The organism is Janthinobacterium sp. GW460-12-1-14-LB5, assembly GCF_059423585.1.
In genome coordinates, this window is the sequence record NZ_JBWKYD010000008.1 from 81,893 (window position 1) to 95,864 (window position 13,972).

The 13,972-nt window shown below is 65.4% G+C and carries 16 protein-coding genes; 5 read left to right on the forward strand and 11 right to left on the reverse strand.

The annotated features are described in order from the left end of the window. The first annotated feature begins 4 nt into the window (after window positions 1-4). The 3 genes from AC07X6_RS10155 (at window position 5) to AC07X6_RS10165 (ending at window position 1,921) form a co-directional block, all read left to right on the forward strand. Window positions 5-739: an immunity 52 family protein gene (locus AC07X6_RS10155; RefSeq protein ID WP_494790869.1), complete on the forward strand. Its 735-nt coding sequence runs from the start codon at window positions 5-7 to the stop codon at window positions 737-739. 117 nt (window positions 740-856) lie between these two features. Next, entirely contained in the window at window positions 857-1,573 is a 717-nt protein-coding gene (locus tag AC07X6_RS10160) for an immunity 52 family protein (RefSeq protein WP_494790870.1), read from the forward strand. Window positions 1,574-1,714: 141 nt separating this feature from the next. Then, window positions 1,715-1,921, forward strand: a complete 207-nt coding sequence (locus AC07X6_RS10165) for a dodecin (RefSeq protein WP_092798646.1) — start codon at window positions 1,715-1,717, stop codon at window positions 1,919-1,921. Window positions 1,922-1,939: 18 nt separating this feature from the next. Here the strand turns inward: AC07X6_RS10165 and AC07X6_RS10170 are convergent, their stop codons facing one another. Next, window positions 1,940-2,251: a hypothetical protein gene (locus tag AC07X6_RS10170; protein ID WP_070289468.1), complete on the reverse strand. Its 312-nt coding sequence runs from the start codon at window positions 2,249-2,251 to the stop codon at window positions 1,940-1,942. 161 nt (window positions 2,252-2,412) lie between these two features. Between AC07X6_RS10170 and AC07X6_RS10175 the strand changes: the two genes are divergently transcribed. Both AC07X6_RS10175 and AC07X6_RS10180 read left to right on the forward strand, forming a co-directional pair. After that, the gene (locus AC07X6_RS10175; RefSeq protein WP_494790871.1) at window positions 2,413-2,787 is read left to right on the forward strand and encodes a hypothetical protein; all 375 of its coding nucleotides are present in this window, start codon (window positions 2,413-2,415) and stop codon (window positions 2,785-2,787) included. 211 nt (window positions 2,788-2,998) lie between these two features. Continuing rightward, complete coding sequence (locus tag AC07X6_RS10180; RefSeq protein WP_494790872.1) at window positions 2,999-3,988, forward strand: EDSAP-1 family PEP-CTERM protein; 990 nt, start codon at window positions 2,999-3,001, stop codon at window positions 3,986-3,988. A 70-nt stretch (window positions 3,989-4,058) separates the two neighbouring features. Here AC07X6_RS10180 and AC07X6_RS10185 read toward each other — a convergent pair whose 3' ends face one another. The 10 genes from AC07X6_RS10185 to AC07X6_RS10230 are packed head-to-tail and all read right to left on the reverse strand — an operon-like array spanning window position 4,059 to window position 13,962. Then, window positions 4,059-5,132: a LytR C-terminal domain-containing protein gene (locus AC07X6_RS10185; RefSeq protein ID WP_494790873.1), complete on the reverse strand. Its 1,074-nt coding sequence runs from the start codon at window positions 5,130-5,132 to the stop codon at window positions 4,059-4,061. An 11-nt stretch (window positions 5,133-5,143) separates the two neighbouring features. Further along, window positions 5,144-6,082, reverse strand: a complete 939-nt coding sequence (locus AC07X6_RS10190) for a type II secretion system F family protein (RefSeq protein WP_230540249.1) — start codon at window positions 6,080-6,082, stop codon at window positions 5,144-5,146. Between the two features lie 13 nt (window positions 6,083-6,095). Further along, window positions 6,096-7,073 (reverse strand): type II secretion system F family protein, encoded by a 978-nt coding sequence (locus tag AC07X6_RS10195; protein WP_230540248.1) that lies wholly within the window; start codon window positions 7,071-7,073, stop codon window positions 6,096-6,098. Between the two features lie 16 nt (window positions 7,074-7,089). Continuing rightward, complete coding sequence (locus AC07X6_RS10200) at window positions 7,090-8,436, reverse strand: TadA family conjugal transfer-associated ATPase (protein WP_077408925.1); 1,347 nt, start codon at window positions 8,434-8,436, stop codon at window positions 7,090-7,092. A gap of 57 nt (window positions 8,437-8,493) precedes the next feature. Continuing rightward, on the reverse strand, window positions 8,494-9,663 hold the full coding sequence (locus tag AC07X6_RS10205) for a CpaE/TadZ family protein (RefSeq protein ID WP_230540247.1): 1,170 nt from the start codon (window positions 9,661-9,663) through the stop codon (window positions 8,494-8,496). 52 nt (window positions 9,664-9,715) lie between these two features. Continuing rightward, window positions 9,716-10,324: a TadE/TadG family type IV pilus assembly protein gene (locus tag AC07X6_RS10210; protein WP_494790874.1), complete on the reverse strand. Its 609-nt coding sequence runs from the start codon at window positions 10,322-10,324 to the stop codon at window positions 9,716-9,718. After that, window positions 10,314-10,796 (reverse strand): TadE/TadG family type IV pilus assembly protein, encoded by a 483-nt coding sequence (locus AC07X6_RS10215; RefSeq protein WP_494790875.1) that lies wholly within the window; start codon window positions 10,794-10,796, stop codon window positions 10,314-10,316. Before AC07X6_RS10215 ends, AC07X6_RS10210 begins: the two co-directional genes overlap by 11 nt. Then, the gene (locus AC07X6_RS10220) at window positions 10,793-12,223 is read right to left on the reverse strand and encodes a TadE/TadG family type IV pilus assembly protein (RefSeq protein ID WP_494790876.1); all 1,431 of its coding nucleotides are present in this window, start codon (window positions 12,221-12,223) and stop codon (window positions 10,793-10,795) included. Before AC07X6_RS10220 ends, AC07X6_RS10215 begins: the two co-directional genes overlap by 4 nt. After that, window positions 12,213-12,515 (reverse strand): hypothetical protein, encoded by a 303-nt coding sequence (locus AC07X6_RS10225; RefSeq protein WP_494790877.1) that lies wholly within the window; start codon window positions 12,513-12,515, stop codon window positions 12,213-12,215. The genes AC07X6_RS10220 and AC07X6_RS10225 overlap by 11 nt, the downstream gene beginning before the upstream one ends. Window positions 12,516-12,531: 16 nt before the next feature. Continuing rightward, a complete protein-coding gene (locus AC07X6_RS10230; protein ID WP_494790878.1) occupies window positions 12,532-13,962 on the reverse strand; it encodes a type II and III secretion system protein family protein in 1,431 nt (476 codons plus the stop codon). Between the last annotated feature and the right edge of the window lie 10 nt (window positions 13,963-13,972).

A 13,972-nucleotide genomic window follows, 5' to 3' on the forward strand; every position in this document is an offset into this window, starting at 1 on the left:
AAATATGACAATAATCAATGCTTCTTATAAGCGCGATGCAACGCGCACTTCCCTCGCCTTCCGACCCAACGTCCAGGAAATCGCGACCATTATCCAGTTGTTGAATAAAACCGCGGCATTTGGAAAAAACTGGTTTCTATCGCAGGATACGGAAGCGGAGTCGTTTCTGTATCCGGTTTTCGATGCCTCGGGGGAACTCACCACTGCGGCCGAAGCCGTACTTGAGGCAGAGTTCAAGGGTGAGACATCCAGATTTCTCAGCGCCTGGAATGGCGAGCTCGGAGACGGTGAGGGCGCGACTATGGCGCTTGGGTTCAGCGACAGTGATTGGCCCGCGCGGACTTTTAGGATCAGCGATAAAGGTCAAGGTGTGAAACGGCTTGGTATTGATGGAGTGAAAGAGCTACTGTCCATTATCGCGGGTTCCCTGCGGCCGGTGTTGATCACGGTTGCACGTAATCAGTATTTTAAAAAACAAGTCTTCAAGGACCGTCCCGGTGTTGGCTGGATGTTGTACCTGCCGCGCATACTCACGCTCCAACAGGTGCCCGAGGCCCGCGCTTTAGTGCCCGTGATGGCGATGGACGAGCAAGATAAAGACAAGCAGATCGGCACCATCATCGTCAGCGTCACCGACGAGCCGTTCTCTGATGAGAACCCCGAGCACGTCAAGATTGCCAATGCCATTGAAATTCGCCTGGTCGATCAGGACTTGCTGCCTCGCTATGTCGACATTTGATGAACGATAGCTCGTCCCGCTCGGCATGCGCGACGCATTGCTGCACCGCGCAATGACGTCCAGCGCATTTAGGCGCACTAAGGGCGCTTGCACAATAATATTATGATAATAAACTCTTTGTTCAAACGCGATGCAGCGAACACATCCATTGCGTTCCGACCTACCGTCCAAAAAATCGCGACGATTGTCCGCTTCCTGCAAAAAACTGAGGCGTTTGGAAAGAATTGGTTTCTGTCGAAGGAGACAGAAGCAGAGTCATTTCTGTATCCGGTTTTCGATGCCTCGGGAGAACTCACCACAGCGGCCGAAGCCGTACTCGAGGCCGAGTTCAAGGGTGAGAGATTTCGATATCTCAGTGTCTGGAATGGCGAGCTCGGAGACGGTGATGGCGCGAGTATTGCGCTTGGCTTCAGCGACAGTGACTGGCCCTCTTGGAGTTTTGAAATTGACGGAGAATGCGAGTACGTTAAGCGCCTCGGTCTTGATGGATTGAAAGAGCTGCTGTCCATTATCGCGGGTTCCCTACGGCCAGTGTTGATCACGGTTGCACGTAACGATTATTTTGAAAAACAAGTTTTCAAGGACCGTCCCGGTGTTGGCTGGATGTTGTACCTGCCGCGCATACTCACGGTCCAACAGGTGCCCGAGGCACGCGCTTTAGTGCCCGTGATGGCGATGGACGAGCAAGGTAAAGACAAGCAGATTGGCACCATCATCGTCAGCGTCACCGACGAGCCGTTCTCTGATGAGAATCCCGAGCACGTCAAGATTGCCAATGCCATTGAAATTCGCCTGGTCGATCAGGACCTGCTGCCTCGCTATGTCGATATTTAACGAAAGATAGCTCGTCCCGCTTGGCTTGCGCGACGCATTGCTGCACCGCGCAATGACTATCAGCACGTTTAGGCGCAAGATGAGCACGTGCCTGCGCAAAGCAGGCTCCCGATGTCTGGCTTGCCTACCTGGGGAAATATCATGTCCGCACACACTTACAAGCTGATCGAACTGGTCGGCACGTCCACCGAGAGCAGCGATCAGGCGATACGCGATGCCATTGCCAAGGCGGCGCTGACGGTCAAGCATATGGACTGGTATGCAGTGACGGAATCGCGCGGCCATATCGTCGATGGCAAGGTGGCGCACTTCCAGGTCACGCTCAAGGTCGGCTTCCGGCTGGAATAGCGCAAAGCGGCGCGTTCGTCACCGCCGCCCGGCTACTGCCCGGCTCTCCAGCCACTCCCGGCCGCCGGCCTCCAGCGCGGCCTCGATCACCTTTTCCGGCAAGCTGTAGACAGTCGCCCAGCTGGCGCGGCCATCTTGCGTATTCGCGGGAAAACTGTGCGTTTCAATCGGCCAGTGGTATTTGCGTTTCAGCGCTTTCACGATGGCGGCCAGCGAGACGCGGCCTTGCAGCGGTTCGGCGCCGGACTGGTCGCGGTTCGACAGCAGCACGGCCAGGACCTGGCCGCGGCCCGTGCGTGCGCCGGGGAAGGTGGGGGTTTTGTTTGCCATCGCCTATTTTACCGGGCAATGATCGGGCGAGAGGCGATGTGCCGCACCTTTGATATGGCGCAAGCGCCGCAGCGGCTTTGCGGCCACGATGGGCATGTCGCCAGGCGTGCCGGCGCCCTTCCGGCAGCCTGGGCTTGATACCAGGGGCACAGGAGAACATCATGCACAGCCTGAACATCCACGCCATGCAATGGCAGCCCGTCGCCGATATTTCCGCCGTCGATCCGCTGCGGCCCGACGACCTCGCCTGCTTTCGCGAGCTGCGCGACGTGCTGCAACGCTATGGCGCGCTCGACCGCTTCGGCATTTCCCTGATCCACCGCCATTTCGACATCGCCGACGACGAGGAGCTGATGGAGTACACGGATGTGGAACAACGCACGCTGATAGTGAAACCTGTCAAGAAAAGCGACATCGACTGGGAACGCACGACGATTACCAACTGGAAATTGACGGAAGGGGAGGAAGTGGCGCGCATCGGTTGCGGTTGCGCACGCAATTCGGGTGGCCACCTGGGCTATCACCGCGCCACCTGAGGCGCCCCCGCCGCCTTCCGCCAAGCGGCGTCGGCCTTTCTTACACTTTGCCCTATCCAGTTCAGTCCGCTTTGCACAAATCGTTGATTCCATGGGCTTTTTTTGTGTGGCATGCAAACTGCTTATCCCTGTCTACGAGATGAATTCAGGCAAGTCATCCTGGATTCCTCATCCCCGGATTTTCCGAGACTGACCACGATAAGAGGCTGCGATGAACGTCGATCACACACGAAGCAAGACCTTGGGCTGGCTGGGCGCACTGGCGGCGGCAAGCCTGCTGGCCAGCGGCCAGGCGCAGGCCGGCGCATACGGCCTGGCCGTCAACGAGTTGAACAATTTCCGCATCACCACCAGCGCCGGCGCGCTGTCGCTGGCCGGCGCCAACCGCAATGCCAGCGACAGCGCCTTCTTTGAAGGCGGCGTGGCCGTCAATCCGCGTGCCGTCAATACGGGACCGGCCGCCAACGCCGACGTGCAGCAGGTATGTTCGGGTGGCGGCTGCAGCGGCTTGCCGCAGAACCACTACGCCCCGAGCCCCAGTTCCACCCTGGAGTTCGCGCGCGGCGATGCGCATGCCTTCGGCAACATGCTCAATGGCGGCGCCACCGTACGCGCCGTCTCGGAAGCGCAGCGCAACACGGTCGGCGCCGCCTCATCCACGGCCGGCGACACGCTCACCGGCTCCGTCAACCTGACCCTGTCGAGCGCCGGCTTCATCACCTTCAGCTTCATGGGACGGCGCGACCTGCGCACCAGCGTGACGACCATGGGCGACAAGTCGAACGTGTCGATCATGGATATCTTCAATATCTCGTGCAACAGCGCCAGCCCAGCAGGCTGCCTGTCGAACGCGAATGCCGATGGCGTGATCTTCCAGTTCGCGCCCGATGGCAATGCCGGCAATGGCAGCGACGTCAACGGCAACCATGGCGCCGGCAGCCTCGACCCCTTCAGCCTGAACATGACGAGCGGCACCAACGATCCCGCCACCGGACGCGCCTTCACGAATGACTTCGCGCTGTTTTCCCTGACCTCGAATTTCGCCCTGCCCGCCGGCAGCTATACCCTGAATTTTTCCAAGTCCACGCGCACCGATATCGTCGTCATCGACCCACTGGTCGTGCCGGAGCCTGGCACCCTGTTCCTGCTGGGCCTGGGACTGGCCGGCCTGGCCTTCACGCGCCGCCGCCAGCCGCAATAAACACCGGCATGCCAACAACACGCGGCGCCCGCCAAGGCGCCGCGTGTTGTTTCATGCCAGCCAAGACGTGTTAACCGAGCCGCGCCAGCGCCTGGCGCGCCAGTTGCAGCTGCTGCAGATAATAGCGGTGCAGTATGGCAGGGTCGCTCAGGTCGTGCCCCAGTATCAGCCGCAGTTCGCTGGCAGGGCAGTCGGCGGCCTGGATCTGCACCTGGGCCTTCACCTGCGTGCCCAGCTGGCGGGCCAGCTGGCGCGCCGCCTGCTCTTGCGCGGGCCGGTATTCGACGCGCGTGCGCGCTACCTGGAAGCTGATTTCATTGGCCAGGCGCACCACTTGCACGGGCGCGCCAGCCAGGCTGCGCGCCAGCGCGGCGGCCATGCCCGGCACGCCGTTGCCATTCACAATTTCCAGGCGCGGACGCGGCACGGCAGCCGCCGTCACGGTCCACGCCGGGGCGGCAACGGGCACGCCGCGCGCCGCGGCCGGCACGCGCTGCAAACGGGCCATGCCGTCGCCTTGCGTGATCTCGATGCGCGCCATGGCGGGCGCCTCCTGCGGCGGCGCGGGCGCGGGCACGCCCTGCGGCGGCGCTTCATCGCGCAACAAGGCCAGGTCGCGCCGCAGGTCGTGTTCCTGCAAGCTGGCCGCCTGGCGCCGCATGACGGCCGCGCGCTCATGCTTTCCCAGGCGTTCGAGCACCTGCGCCAGGTGTTGCCAGGCCAGCGCATTGAGCGGATCGAGCAAACACGCCTGTTCCAGCGCAGTCAACGCCAGCGCATCGCGCCCGCTCAGATAATAGGCACGGCCGAGATTGCTGAACAGATATGCCTGCTGCGGCCGCGGCGTGCCCGCCTCCTGCGTCAAGGCCAGCCAATGGGCGATGGCGGCAGCGTGCTCGCCGCGCTGCGCGTGCAGCACGGCCAGGCCGTTGCGCGCATTCACGTGGCGCGGCGCATGGCGCAGCGCTTGTTCATAGGCCGCTTGCGCGGCGGGCAGGTTGCCAGCGTCAAAATACTGGCGTCCCGCGACGTAGGCGGCATCGGCGTCGGGCGGCAGCGGCGGCGCGTGCGCCGTATGGCTGGCGCAGGCGCCCAGGCCAAGACAGGCGCAGGCGGCGGCCAGGCGGGAAAGCGTCAAGCGCATGGTGACTCCTTTCAGCGGTTGGCCATGGCCGGCACGAGCACGCGATAGACTTCGATCACGGCCGGCCCCATGAGTACCAGCATGAGGGTGGGAAAGACGCAAAAAATCAGCGGGAACAGCAGTTTTAACGCGATCTTCGCTGCCGCCTCCTCGGCCAGCAGGCTGCGCTTGCCGCGCAGGTTTTCCGAATGCACGCGCAGCGAATCGCCCATGCTGGTGCCGAAGCGCTCCGACTGGATCAGCATGGCGACCAGGGTGTCAACGTCTTCCACGCCGCTGCGCAAGGCCAGGTTGCGCAGCGCCTTTTCCTTGGAAAAGCCGGCGCGCATTTCCATCAGCACCAGTTGCAATTCCTGCGCCAGCACCACGCTTTTGATGTGGATTTCGCCCGACACCTTCACCAGCGCGCGCTCCAGGCTCAGGCCCGCTTCCACGCACACGGTCAGCAAGTCGAGCGCGTCGGGGATGTTTTCGAAGATGTCGCGCTGGCGCCGCTTGGCCGTGCTGGCCAGCACCAGGTTCGGCAGGTAATAGCCGACGGTGGCGCCGACGCACAGCAGCAACAGCAGCACGCTGCGCAGCTGCGCCGCCATGGCGCTGGCCGCATACAGGCCCAGCACGCTAGGGAATAGCAGGGCCAGCACGGTTTTCGCCGCGAAGTACAGGGCCGGCGCGCTGGCCTGGCGCCAGCCCGCGTTCATGAAGCGCGTGCGCAGCGGCGAGCGCTCCCAGCCCTCTTCCGGCAGCGACAATTTGCTGAACGGCTGCGCCACGCGCGCCACGCGCTCCACCCAGCCGTTTTCCACCACCGCGTCGCTGGCGGCCGGCGCCATGGAACCGAACAGGCGCTGGCGCAGGGCGCCGGGAAAGAAGATCAGCCACGCCAGCAGGGCCAGCGCCACCACCACGGCGAAGACGATCAACAGGAACAGCAATTGTGCACCGCTCATGCCACCTCCGGTTTTATATCCTGATGCGGATGACGTTGCGCATCCAGACGACACCCAATGCCACCATGCCGGCCGCGTACCACAGCAGTTTTATGCCGCTCGGATCGGTCCACAGCAGGCGGATGTATTGCGGGTTGACCAGCGCCATGACGCCGATCATCACCACCGGCATCAGTCCCAGCACCCAGGCCGACATGCGTCCCTCGGCCGACAGCACGCGCACCTGCCCCAGCAGCTTCAGACGGGCGCGGATGATGCGCGCGATGCTGACCAGCACCTCGGCCAGGTTGCCGCCCGATTCGCGCTGCACCAGCACGGCGATGACGAGGTAGCGCAAGTCCGTCAGCGGAATGCGCGCGGCCAGGTTTTGCAGCGCCTCGTTCATCGGCACGCCGTAATTGATCTCCTCGTGCGCCATCTTGAATTCGCCGCTGATCGGCTCATTGAGTTCATCGCCCACCATCTGCAGCACATTCGAAAACGAGTGCCCGGCGCGCAGCGCGCGGGCCAGGAAATCGGCCGCTTCCGGCAATTGCGCCTCGATCTTCTTCAGCCGCGCCGCGCGCGCGCGCAGCACCACCATGTACGGCCCGCCGCCCGCCACGCCCAGCAGCAGCAAGGCGCCCGGCAGCGGCATGGGCCAGATGGCCAGCCACAGCAGCGCCAGCAGCAGCAAGCCGCCCGCGCCGCCGAGGAATTGCGCCACCGACCACGACAAGCCCGATTGCAGCAGCAGGTGGTCCAGCCGCGCCATGTGCGGCATGCGCCGCAGCAGCCGCTCCAGGCCCGGCGCACGCGCATAGCGGCGCTGCTTGAGGATGGAGACCCGCTCGCCGCCCGCTTCGCCGCGCGCCGCCATCAGCTGCAAGCGCCGGTTGATGCGCCGCGCCGCGCTGCCGTGCGTGCCCGACCACCACAGCCAGGCGCCTTCCACCATCAGGATGCAGGCGGCGAACAGCAGCACGGCGAAGCCGTAGAAGACCAGGTCCATGATGCGTCCCCCCCCTCTATTCGTAGATGCGGTCCGGGTCAAAGACGCTGTCCGGAACCGGCGCGCCAAACATGCGCAGGCGCTCCGTGAAGCGGGGCCGCACGCCCGTGGCGCAAAAGTGGCCCAGCACCTTGCCCGCGGCATCGACGCCCGTCTGCTCGAAACGAAAAATTTCATGCATGGCGATGATGTCGCCCTCCATGCCCGTCACTTCCTGCAGGCTGACCAGCTTGCGCGCGCCGTCCGTCAGGCGCGACACCTGCATCACCACCGTCACGGCCGAGCAGATCTGCTGGCGCGTGGCACGCGGCGTCAGGTTCACGCTGGCCATGCCGACCATGTTTTCCAGCCGTGCCAGCGCATCCCTCGCCGTGTTCGAGTGGATGGTCGCCAGCGACCCTTCATGGCCCGTGTTCATCGCCTGCAGCATGTCGAGCGCCTCGGCGCCGCGCACCTCGCCCAGGATGATGCGGTCGGGCCGCATGCGCAGCGCATTGCGCACCAGCGCCCGCTGGCTTACTTCCCCCTTGCCTTCGATATTCGGCGGGCGCGTTTCCAGGCGCACCACGTGCGGCTGGCGCAGCGCCAGTTCGGCCGCATCCTCGATGGTGACGATGCGCTCGCTGCCGGGAATGAAGCCGGACAGCACGTTGAGCAGGGTCGTCTTGCCGCTGCCCGTGCCGCCCGAGATCAGGATGTTGACCTTGGCCTGCCCCAGCGCCTGCAGCACCTGCACCATGGGCGGCGTCAGGCTTTTATAGTCGAGCAGGTTGGCGATCGTCAAAGGCTGCACGGCAAAGCGCCGGATCGACAGGATCGGCCCGTCGACGGCCAGCGGCGGGATGATGGCGTTGACCCTGGAGCCATCCGGCAGGCGCGCGTCGACCATCGGGCTCGATTCGTCGACGCGCCGTCCCACGCGCGAGACGATCTTTTCGATGATCTTCATCAGGTGCGCATTGTCGTGGAAGGTCACGTCCGTCAGTTGCAGCCGCCCGCCGCGCTCCACGTACACCTTGTCGCAGGTATTGACGAGGATGTCGGACACGCTGGCGTCGGCCAGCAAGGGTTCCAGCGGACCAAAGCCCAGCATCTCGTGCTGGATGTCGAGCACCAGGCTATGCCGCTCGTGCTGGTTCAGCACGATGCGCTCTTCCTCGATCACGCGCTGCACCAGCAGCGCCAGCTCGTGCTTGAACTGCTCGGCCGTCAGGCGTTTCAGGCGTTCCAGGTCGATACGGTCGAGTATCGTCTGGTGCATGGTCTTTTTCAGTTCCTGGTAGGCGTGCAGCGCCAGCGCGCCTTGTCCATTCGTGGCGGGGCGCACCGTTTCATTTGCCGCCAGGCGTTCGCGTAAGGTCATCTCGGCTCCCATGATGGCTCCCGGCGGGAGCCTTGACACAATTCAGCTGCCGCCCCGTCAAGCCTCGCTGCGGCTGAACAGGCGGTCGAACAGGCCGCGGCTTTCCGTCACGCGGCGTGCCGTCACCAGCTCCACCAGCTCGGCCAGGCTGCGCGCCACGGCGCTGGTGCGCGACAGCTGCAGCAGCGGGATGCCCTGGTTGACGGAATCGGTGGCGGCGATGTAATCGTTGGGCACCGTGTGCACCACTTCGGCGCCCAGCGCCTGCTCCAGGTCCGCCAGGCGCAGCCGCCCGCCCTTTTCATAGCGGTTGACGATCAGGCGCAAACGCTCGCCCGGGTAGCCGAGCGAGCGGAAGATGTCGAGCAGGCGCCGGCCGTCGCGGATGTCGGGCAAGGCCAGCTGCAGCACCGGATAGATGGTGTCGGCGTTGTCGAGCGCGCGCAGCGACAACGCATCGATCTGGCGTCCCACGTCGAGCACGATGTAGTCGTAGTGCTGGCGCGCCACGGCCAGGATGCGGTCCATGTGCTCGGGCTGCATGTCGACCTTGTGCGCGGGGTCGTCGGCCGCCGCCAGCACGCCAAAGTTCGGCGTCACGTGCACCAGGCACGAGGCGAGAAAGGCGCCGTCCATGCGCGCGATCTGGGCGCAGATGTCGGACAGGGTCATGGCCGGCTTCTGGTCCGAGACATACAAAGTGGCGTCGCCGAACTGGCCGTGCAGGTCGATCAGCAGCACCTTGCAGCCGGCCAGGCTGGCCAGCGCGTAGGAAAAATTCGTCGATAAAAAAGTGGCGCCACTGCCGCCCTTGCAAGAGATAAAGGCGAGCACTTTGCCGTCGCGCATCTGCGTCACGCCGGCCTGGATATCGACCCGGTCCATCGCCTCGTGGAAGGCCTTGTGCACCAGCGGCAGCTGCAGCACTTCGCGCATGCCGGCGCGCATGGCGCGGATCAGCACATCCTGCTGCTGGCCCCGCGTGAGCAGCATCAGCACGGCCAGCGGATACTGGCGCGCCAGGCGCTCGAGCAGGTCGGCCTCGTCGGCATCGATGCCGCTGGCGTCGACGATCACCAGCTCGGGCGCTTCGGGCTGCATGCGCTCGACGGCGTCGCGCAGGCCGCTGCGCCGCTCCAGCAGCCGCAGCACGGGCATGCGGGCCGCGCCTTGCGCCGCGATTTCGTCGTGCAAGCTGGCGTCGCGGGTAATCATCAAGGCTTTCATCGCCCCTCCTTCATTCAAGGCAATACATTCGGCTGCGCCAGCAGAGCGGCGCTCATGGACAAAAACCGGGATTGTCCGGATAACCCAGCGACTCGGCCACCGCCATGGTGATCCCGCTGGGCAAACGTATGGCGCCTGCGCCGGAGGGAAACATCACGCCCAGCAACGGCAAAATGGGCCGGTACGGCACGCTCTCGCAGCGCGTGCCGACACCCGGCTGGCACAGGCGCGCGCGCACGAAGCGGATGCAGCTGGCGCCATGCGGATCGTTCAGGCAATTGATGCGGTTGCGTTGCGGGCAGCCCGGCATCACCGCCACCGGCACCGCCGCCAGCGCGGCGCCACCGCTGTCCTCCGACAAATAATCGATGCGCACATGCGCGTCGCCGAGGCCGCCGCCCAGCGGCAGCGCACCCGGTGTGGCGCGCAGCACGGCTTGCGTGCGCACGGCCTGCAAGGCTGCGGCATTGCTGAAATCGGTGACGGCGGCAGCGCGCGCCGCGCGCCGGGTGATTTCATGCACCATGTTCCACACGTACACGGCACGCGCCATTTCCAGCATGGCGAACAGGAAGAGGAAGAACAGCAGCGCCAGCATGGCGAACTCGACGGCGAAAACGCCGCCCTGGCGCTGCCGGCGTGGAGGCGGGTTAATTGACATAGCGCAAGGTCGCATTCGCACGCAAGGGGATGGACGCCAGCTGCGGCAGCCACGCGCGCGTCAGGTCAGGCAGAAAGCCGGTGGGTATTTCCATGGTGACCTTGACGCGCACCTGCAGCGGCGCCTTCGGATAACTGCCGCAGTTATAGAAATCGTCGGCATAGATGCAATCGAGGCTGACGCTGAGCGCTTTCATGTGCGGCGCCGTTTCGACCATCGCATCGAGCACCAGCTGACGGGCAAAATCGCTGTGCTGCACGATAGTATCGCCGTTGGCCATCTGCGACAGCGGCAAGGTCGCCAGGTAACGCGCCGCGTCATGCGCGCCCTTCTGCAAGGCCGTATAGGCGAAGAACGCGCGACCGAACAGCAGCACGAAGGGCAGCAGCGCCATGAAAAACAGCAGGATCAGCGCCAGCTCGATGGCGGCGACTCCACCCTGGCGGCGCGCCGCACGGCAGGGCGGCCTCATTGCAGCAGCTCCGCGGGACCGGCCAGCGTGCCCTCGGCCGCCAGGCCGTCAAATTCGGCGCTCAGCACGCCATTGCTGGCCGGCGCCGTCATGAAGAAGCGGCCGATGCCCCGCACCTGGGCCAGCACGTCGCTGCCGGCTGGCACGGGGCAGGCCAGCAGGGGAATGTGCAGCAGGCGGCGCTGCGCCACGCCCGTGTTACTGGTCGGCGCCGTCTGGTAGGCTGGCGTCAGGTATGGCGATTTATCGGTCGGATAATTGGACTTGGCGGCCGGCGCCGCCGGCGTAGCGGGATACAGCTTGGGCCAGTCGCTGGTGGCAAACGGCAGATAACCGCCGGCCGGCTTCGGGCTGCTGTATTTCACTGCCCTGGCAAACGACCATAGCGGGCCATAACTGCCGACGCTGGGTGGCGTGGCGTTCGATTCCGGATCGGCCACGGACAACAGCGGGTTGCCCGTGCTCAGGGCGCTGGGCGCATCGGGCGTGTTCGTCATCCACCAGTTCGCGGCCGTGTTCGGGTAGGCGCGGATATTCGTGTCGGGCGGCGCCACGACAGGATCGCAGCCGCTGCCCGCATGCTGGTTGAAGCGCGCGTTGAAGGCCGGCCACATGGTGGCGGGAAACGGCCGGTGCACGTGCACCTGGGCGCTGCCGATGCGCGGATACAGCACCATGCCGCTGCAGACAAACGGCAACACGCTCGCGTCGCTGACCTGCAGCGACGACCCCACCACGCCCGGCTGGCCCAGCGGATTGAGCACGAAATGTTCGGCCCCCGGGCCGTGCGGATTGAGCTTCAACAGGTTATACGCCACGCCGCGGCGAAAACCATATTCCAGCAGCTCGACGGCCGGCAGCAATGCCGCATTCGTGCGCGGACTGGCCGCACTGGACGACAAGGCACAGATGGCCAGCGGCATCAGGCGCAGGCTGGTATGGCCCGCCACGGCACGCGCGCCCGTGTCCAGGGTGCGCAGCGCGGGCGACCAGGCACCGAGGAACGCCGTCGCCACCCGCCCCAGCGATGGGTCATTGGCCTGCGTATCGACGCGCACGAACAGCGCCGTGGCGGGATCGGGCACGCTGCCCGCCGCATGCCATGCGCTGGCGGGCGCGTCGGGCGCGCTGGCGAAGCGGATGCTGGCATCCGACAGGACGGCGCCCTCCATGCGGCGGCGCCAGGCGCTGCGGTCGGCCGCACTGTGCTTGGCTTTGTCCACGGCAGCGAGCAAGCCTTCGGGCGTGCCCACCAGTTCCGCCGCCGCCGCCATCGCCGCGTTGTCGGCCAGGTTCTGCAATTCCGTCTTGCGGCCGATGACTTGCCCCACGTCCAGCGCCAGGCCGACAAAGCCCAGCACCAGGATGAGCAGGATGGCAAAGGCGATCAGCATCGCCCCGCGCTGGCCCTGGCGTCTATTTGCCATTGCCGCCTCCCAGCATGAATTGCACGGGCTGGGGCGCCTGGCCGTTCGGTTCCGCAAACGAGGCGCGGTAGCGCTGCATGACGGCGTGCGCGCTGGCGCCGTCGAGGCCATCGGCCGGCGTGCGATTGACGGCGCCGGCCGGCTCGCGCACCTGCTGCGCCATGGCCAGGCGCACGGCGTCGCCGAAGCGCCCGTCCAGCCGCGGCGTGCTGCCGTGCGTGCAGGCGGCCAGCAGCAGCGCCGCCAGCAGCGCCGCCAGGCGCCGCAACGTCATCAGGAGCGAATTCGGCATGGCGTGTCTCCCCGTCTCATTTCAACTCGAAACCGTTGGCCGCGCGCGGCGGCGGCACGGACGGCGGCGCCAGCGTCCCTTCCATCTTGCCGTGCAACATCAGATCCGTGCGCGAGGGCGGCGCCAGCTGCGCCGTCGGCAGCACGGCATCGGCCGGCAAGGGTTTCACCAGGTGTGCGGTAATGACGAACAGCAATTCCGTGCGGTCATGCTGGAAATCCGTGCTGCGAAACAGCGCGCCGAGGATCGGCAGCTCGCTGAGCCAGGGCACGCCCGTGATGTTGCTCACCTGGTTGTTCTTGATCAAGCCGCCGATGGCGTAGCTCTGGCCGTCGTACAGCTGCACCGTGGTCGAGGCGCGCCGCGTGGTGATGACGGGCAAAATCGAGCGTCCGCTGACGCCGGCGGCGGAAATGCCCACGCCCTCGCGCGACAGTTCCGACACTTCCGGCGCCACCTTCAGGTTGATGCGCCCGCCCGACAGCACGGTGGGCGTGAAACGCAGGCCGACTCCGTATTCGCGCTCTTCCAGGGTGATCTTGTTGTTGTCCTGGCCGACGGGAATGAAGATCTTGCCGCCGGCCAGAAAACTGCCCTCCTGGCCGCTGATCGCCATCACCGTCGGCTCGGCCAGGATGCGCACCAGGCCATCCTGTTTCTGCGCCTCGATGGTCAGCTGCTGGCCATTCGACTTGCGCACGTCGAGCAAGCCGTTCGCCGTGCCGCTGAGGAAATTCGACAGCAGGGTGGTGGCCCAGCTGCCGGAGGCGAAGCGCAGGGTGGCGCCCACTTCCAGCCGCTCCAGCAAGGACTTCGACACTTCGGCGATCTGCACGGCCAGCATCACTTGCTGCGGCGCGCTGACGTCGAGCATATTGATGACGCGGCTGTTCGCGCTGCCCGCGCCGCCGGGCGCGGCGGCCGCCAGCGGCAAGGCCGTGCCATCGGCCGGCTTGGGCAGCGCCAGCGCGTGCGTAGCGCGGCGCACATACGCGTGCGCCAGCTCGACGGCGCGCAGCACGGCGCCCGCATCCTGCACCGTGCCCGACAGTACCAGCGTATCGGCCACGGCCGTCACGCGGATGGCTTTTTCTTCCGGCATCAGGGCCGCCAGGGTCGTTTGCAGGCCGGCCGGGTCCATGCTGACGCTGACGTTCACCACGCTGCACGCGCCGCTTCTGCCCTGGATGATCATATTCGTGCTGCCCACGTCGACGCCGACCACATATAAGGTGTCGGGCGCCACCAGCATGGCTTGCAGCACGGCCGGGTTGCCGACGCTGCGGGCCAGCACGGCCTCGGGCAGGCGCAGCATGCTCGACTTGCCCACCTGCAGCTGCAAGTTGCCGGGCGTAGCCGCGTCACCGCCGCAGCGCGGGCCAGGATCGGCCGCCGCGCCGGCAAGCGGCAACAGCAGGCAGCACAGTGTCAGCAGGGCGCGGTTCATGAGCGTGTCC

What these genes read in the sequence shown, in the direction of transcription:
- AC07X6_RS10155 (WP_494790869.1), top strand. Translation starts at nt 5, where the DNA reads ATGACAATAATCAATGCTTCTTATAAGCGCGATGCAACGCGCACTTCC.
- AC07X6_RS10165 (WP_092798646.1), top strand. Translation starts at nt 1,715, where the DNA reads ATGTCCGCACACACTTACAAGCTGATCGAACTGGTCGGCACGTCCACC.
- AC07X6_RS10170 (WP_070289468.1), bottom strand. Translation starts at nt 2,251, where the DNA reads ATGGCAAACAAAACCCCCACCTTCCCCGGCGCACGCACGGGCCGCGGC.
- AC07X6_RS10175 (WP_494790871.1), top strand. Translation starts at nt 2,413, where the DNA reads ATGCACAGCCTGAACATCCACGCCATGCAATGGCAGCCCGTCGCCGAT.
- AC07X6_RS10180 (WP_494790872.1), top strand. Translation starts at nt 2,999, where the DNA reads ATGAACGTCGATCACACACGAAGCAAGACCTTGGGCTGGCTGGGCGCA.
- AC07X6_RS10185 (WP_494790873.1), bottom strand. Translation starts at nt 5,132, where the DNA reads ATGCGCTTGACGCTTTCCCGCCTGGCCGCCGCCTGCGCCTGTCTTGGC.
- AC07X6_RS10190 (WP_230540249.1), bottom strand. Translation starts at nt 6,082, where the DNA reads ATGAGCGGTGCACAATTGCTGTTCCTGTTGATCGTCTTCGCCGTGGTG.
- AC07X6_RS10195 (WP_230540248.1), bottom strand. Translation starts at nt 7,073, where the DNA reads ATGGACCTGGTCTTCTACGGCTTCGCCGTGCTGCTGTTCGCCGCCTGC.
- AC07X6_RS10200 (WP_077408925.1), bottom strand. Translation starts at nt 8,436, where the DNA reads ATGACCTTACGCGAACGCCTGGCGGCAAATGAAACGGTGCGCCCCGCC.
- AC07X6_RS10205 (WP_230540247.1), bottom strand. Translation starts at nt 9,663, where the DNA reads ATGAAAGCCTTGATGATTACCCGCGACGCCAGCTTGCACGACGAAATC.
- AC07X6_RS10210 (WP_494790874.1), bottom strand. Translation starts at nt 10,324, where the DNA reads ATGTCAATTAACCCGCCTCCACGCCGGCAGCGCCAGGGCGGCGTTTTC.
- AC07X6_RS10215 (WP_494790875.1), bottom strand. Translation starts at nt 10,796, where the DNA reads ATGAGGCCGCCCTGCCGTGCGGCGCGCCGCCAGGGTGGAGTCGCCGCC.
- AC07X6_RS10220 (WP_494790876.1), bottom strand. Translation starts at nt 12,223, where the DNA reads ATGGCAAATAGACGCCAGGGCCAGCGCGGGGCGATGCTGATCGCCTTT.
- AC07X6_RS10225 (WP_494790877.1), bottom strand. Translation starts at nt 12,515, where the DNA reads ATGCCGAATTCGCTCCTGATGACGTTGCGGCGCCTGGCGGCGCTGCTG.
- AC07X6_RS10230 (WP_494790878.1), bottom strand. Translation starts at nt 13,962, where the DNA reads ATGAACCGCGCCCTGCTGACACTGTGCTGCCTGCTGTTGCCGCTTGCC.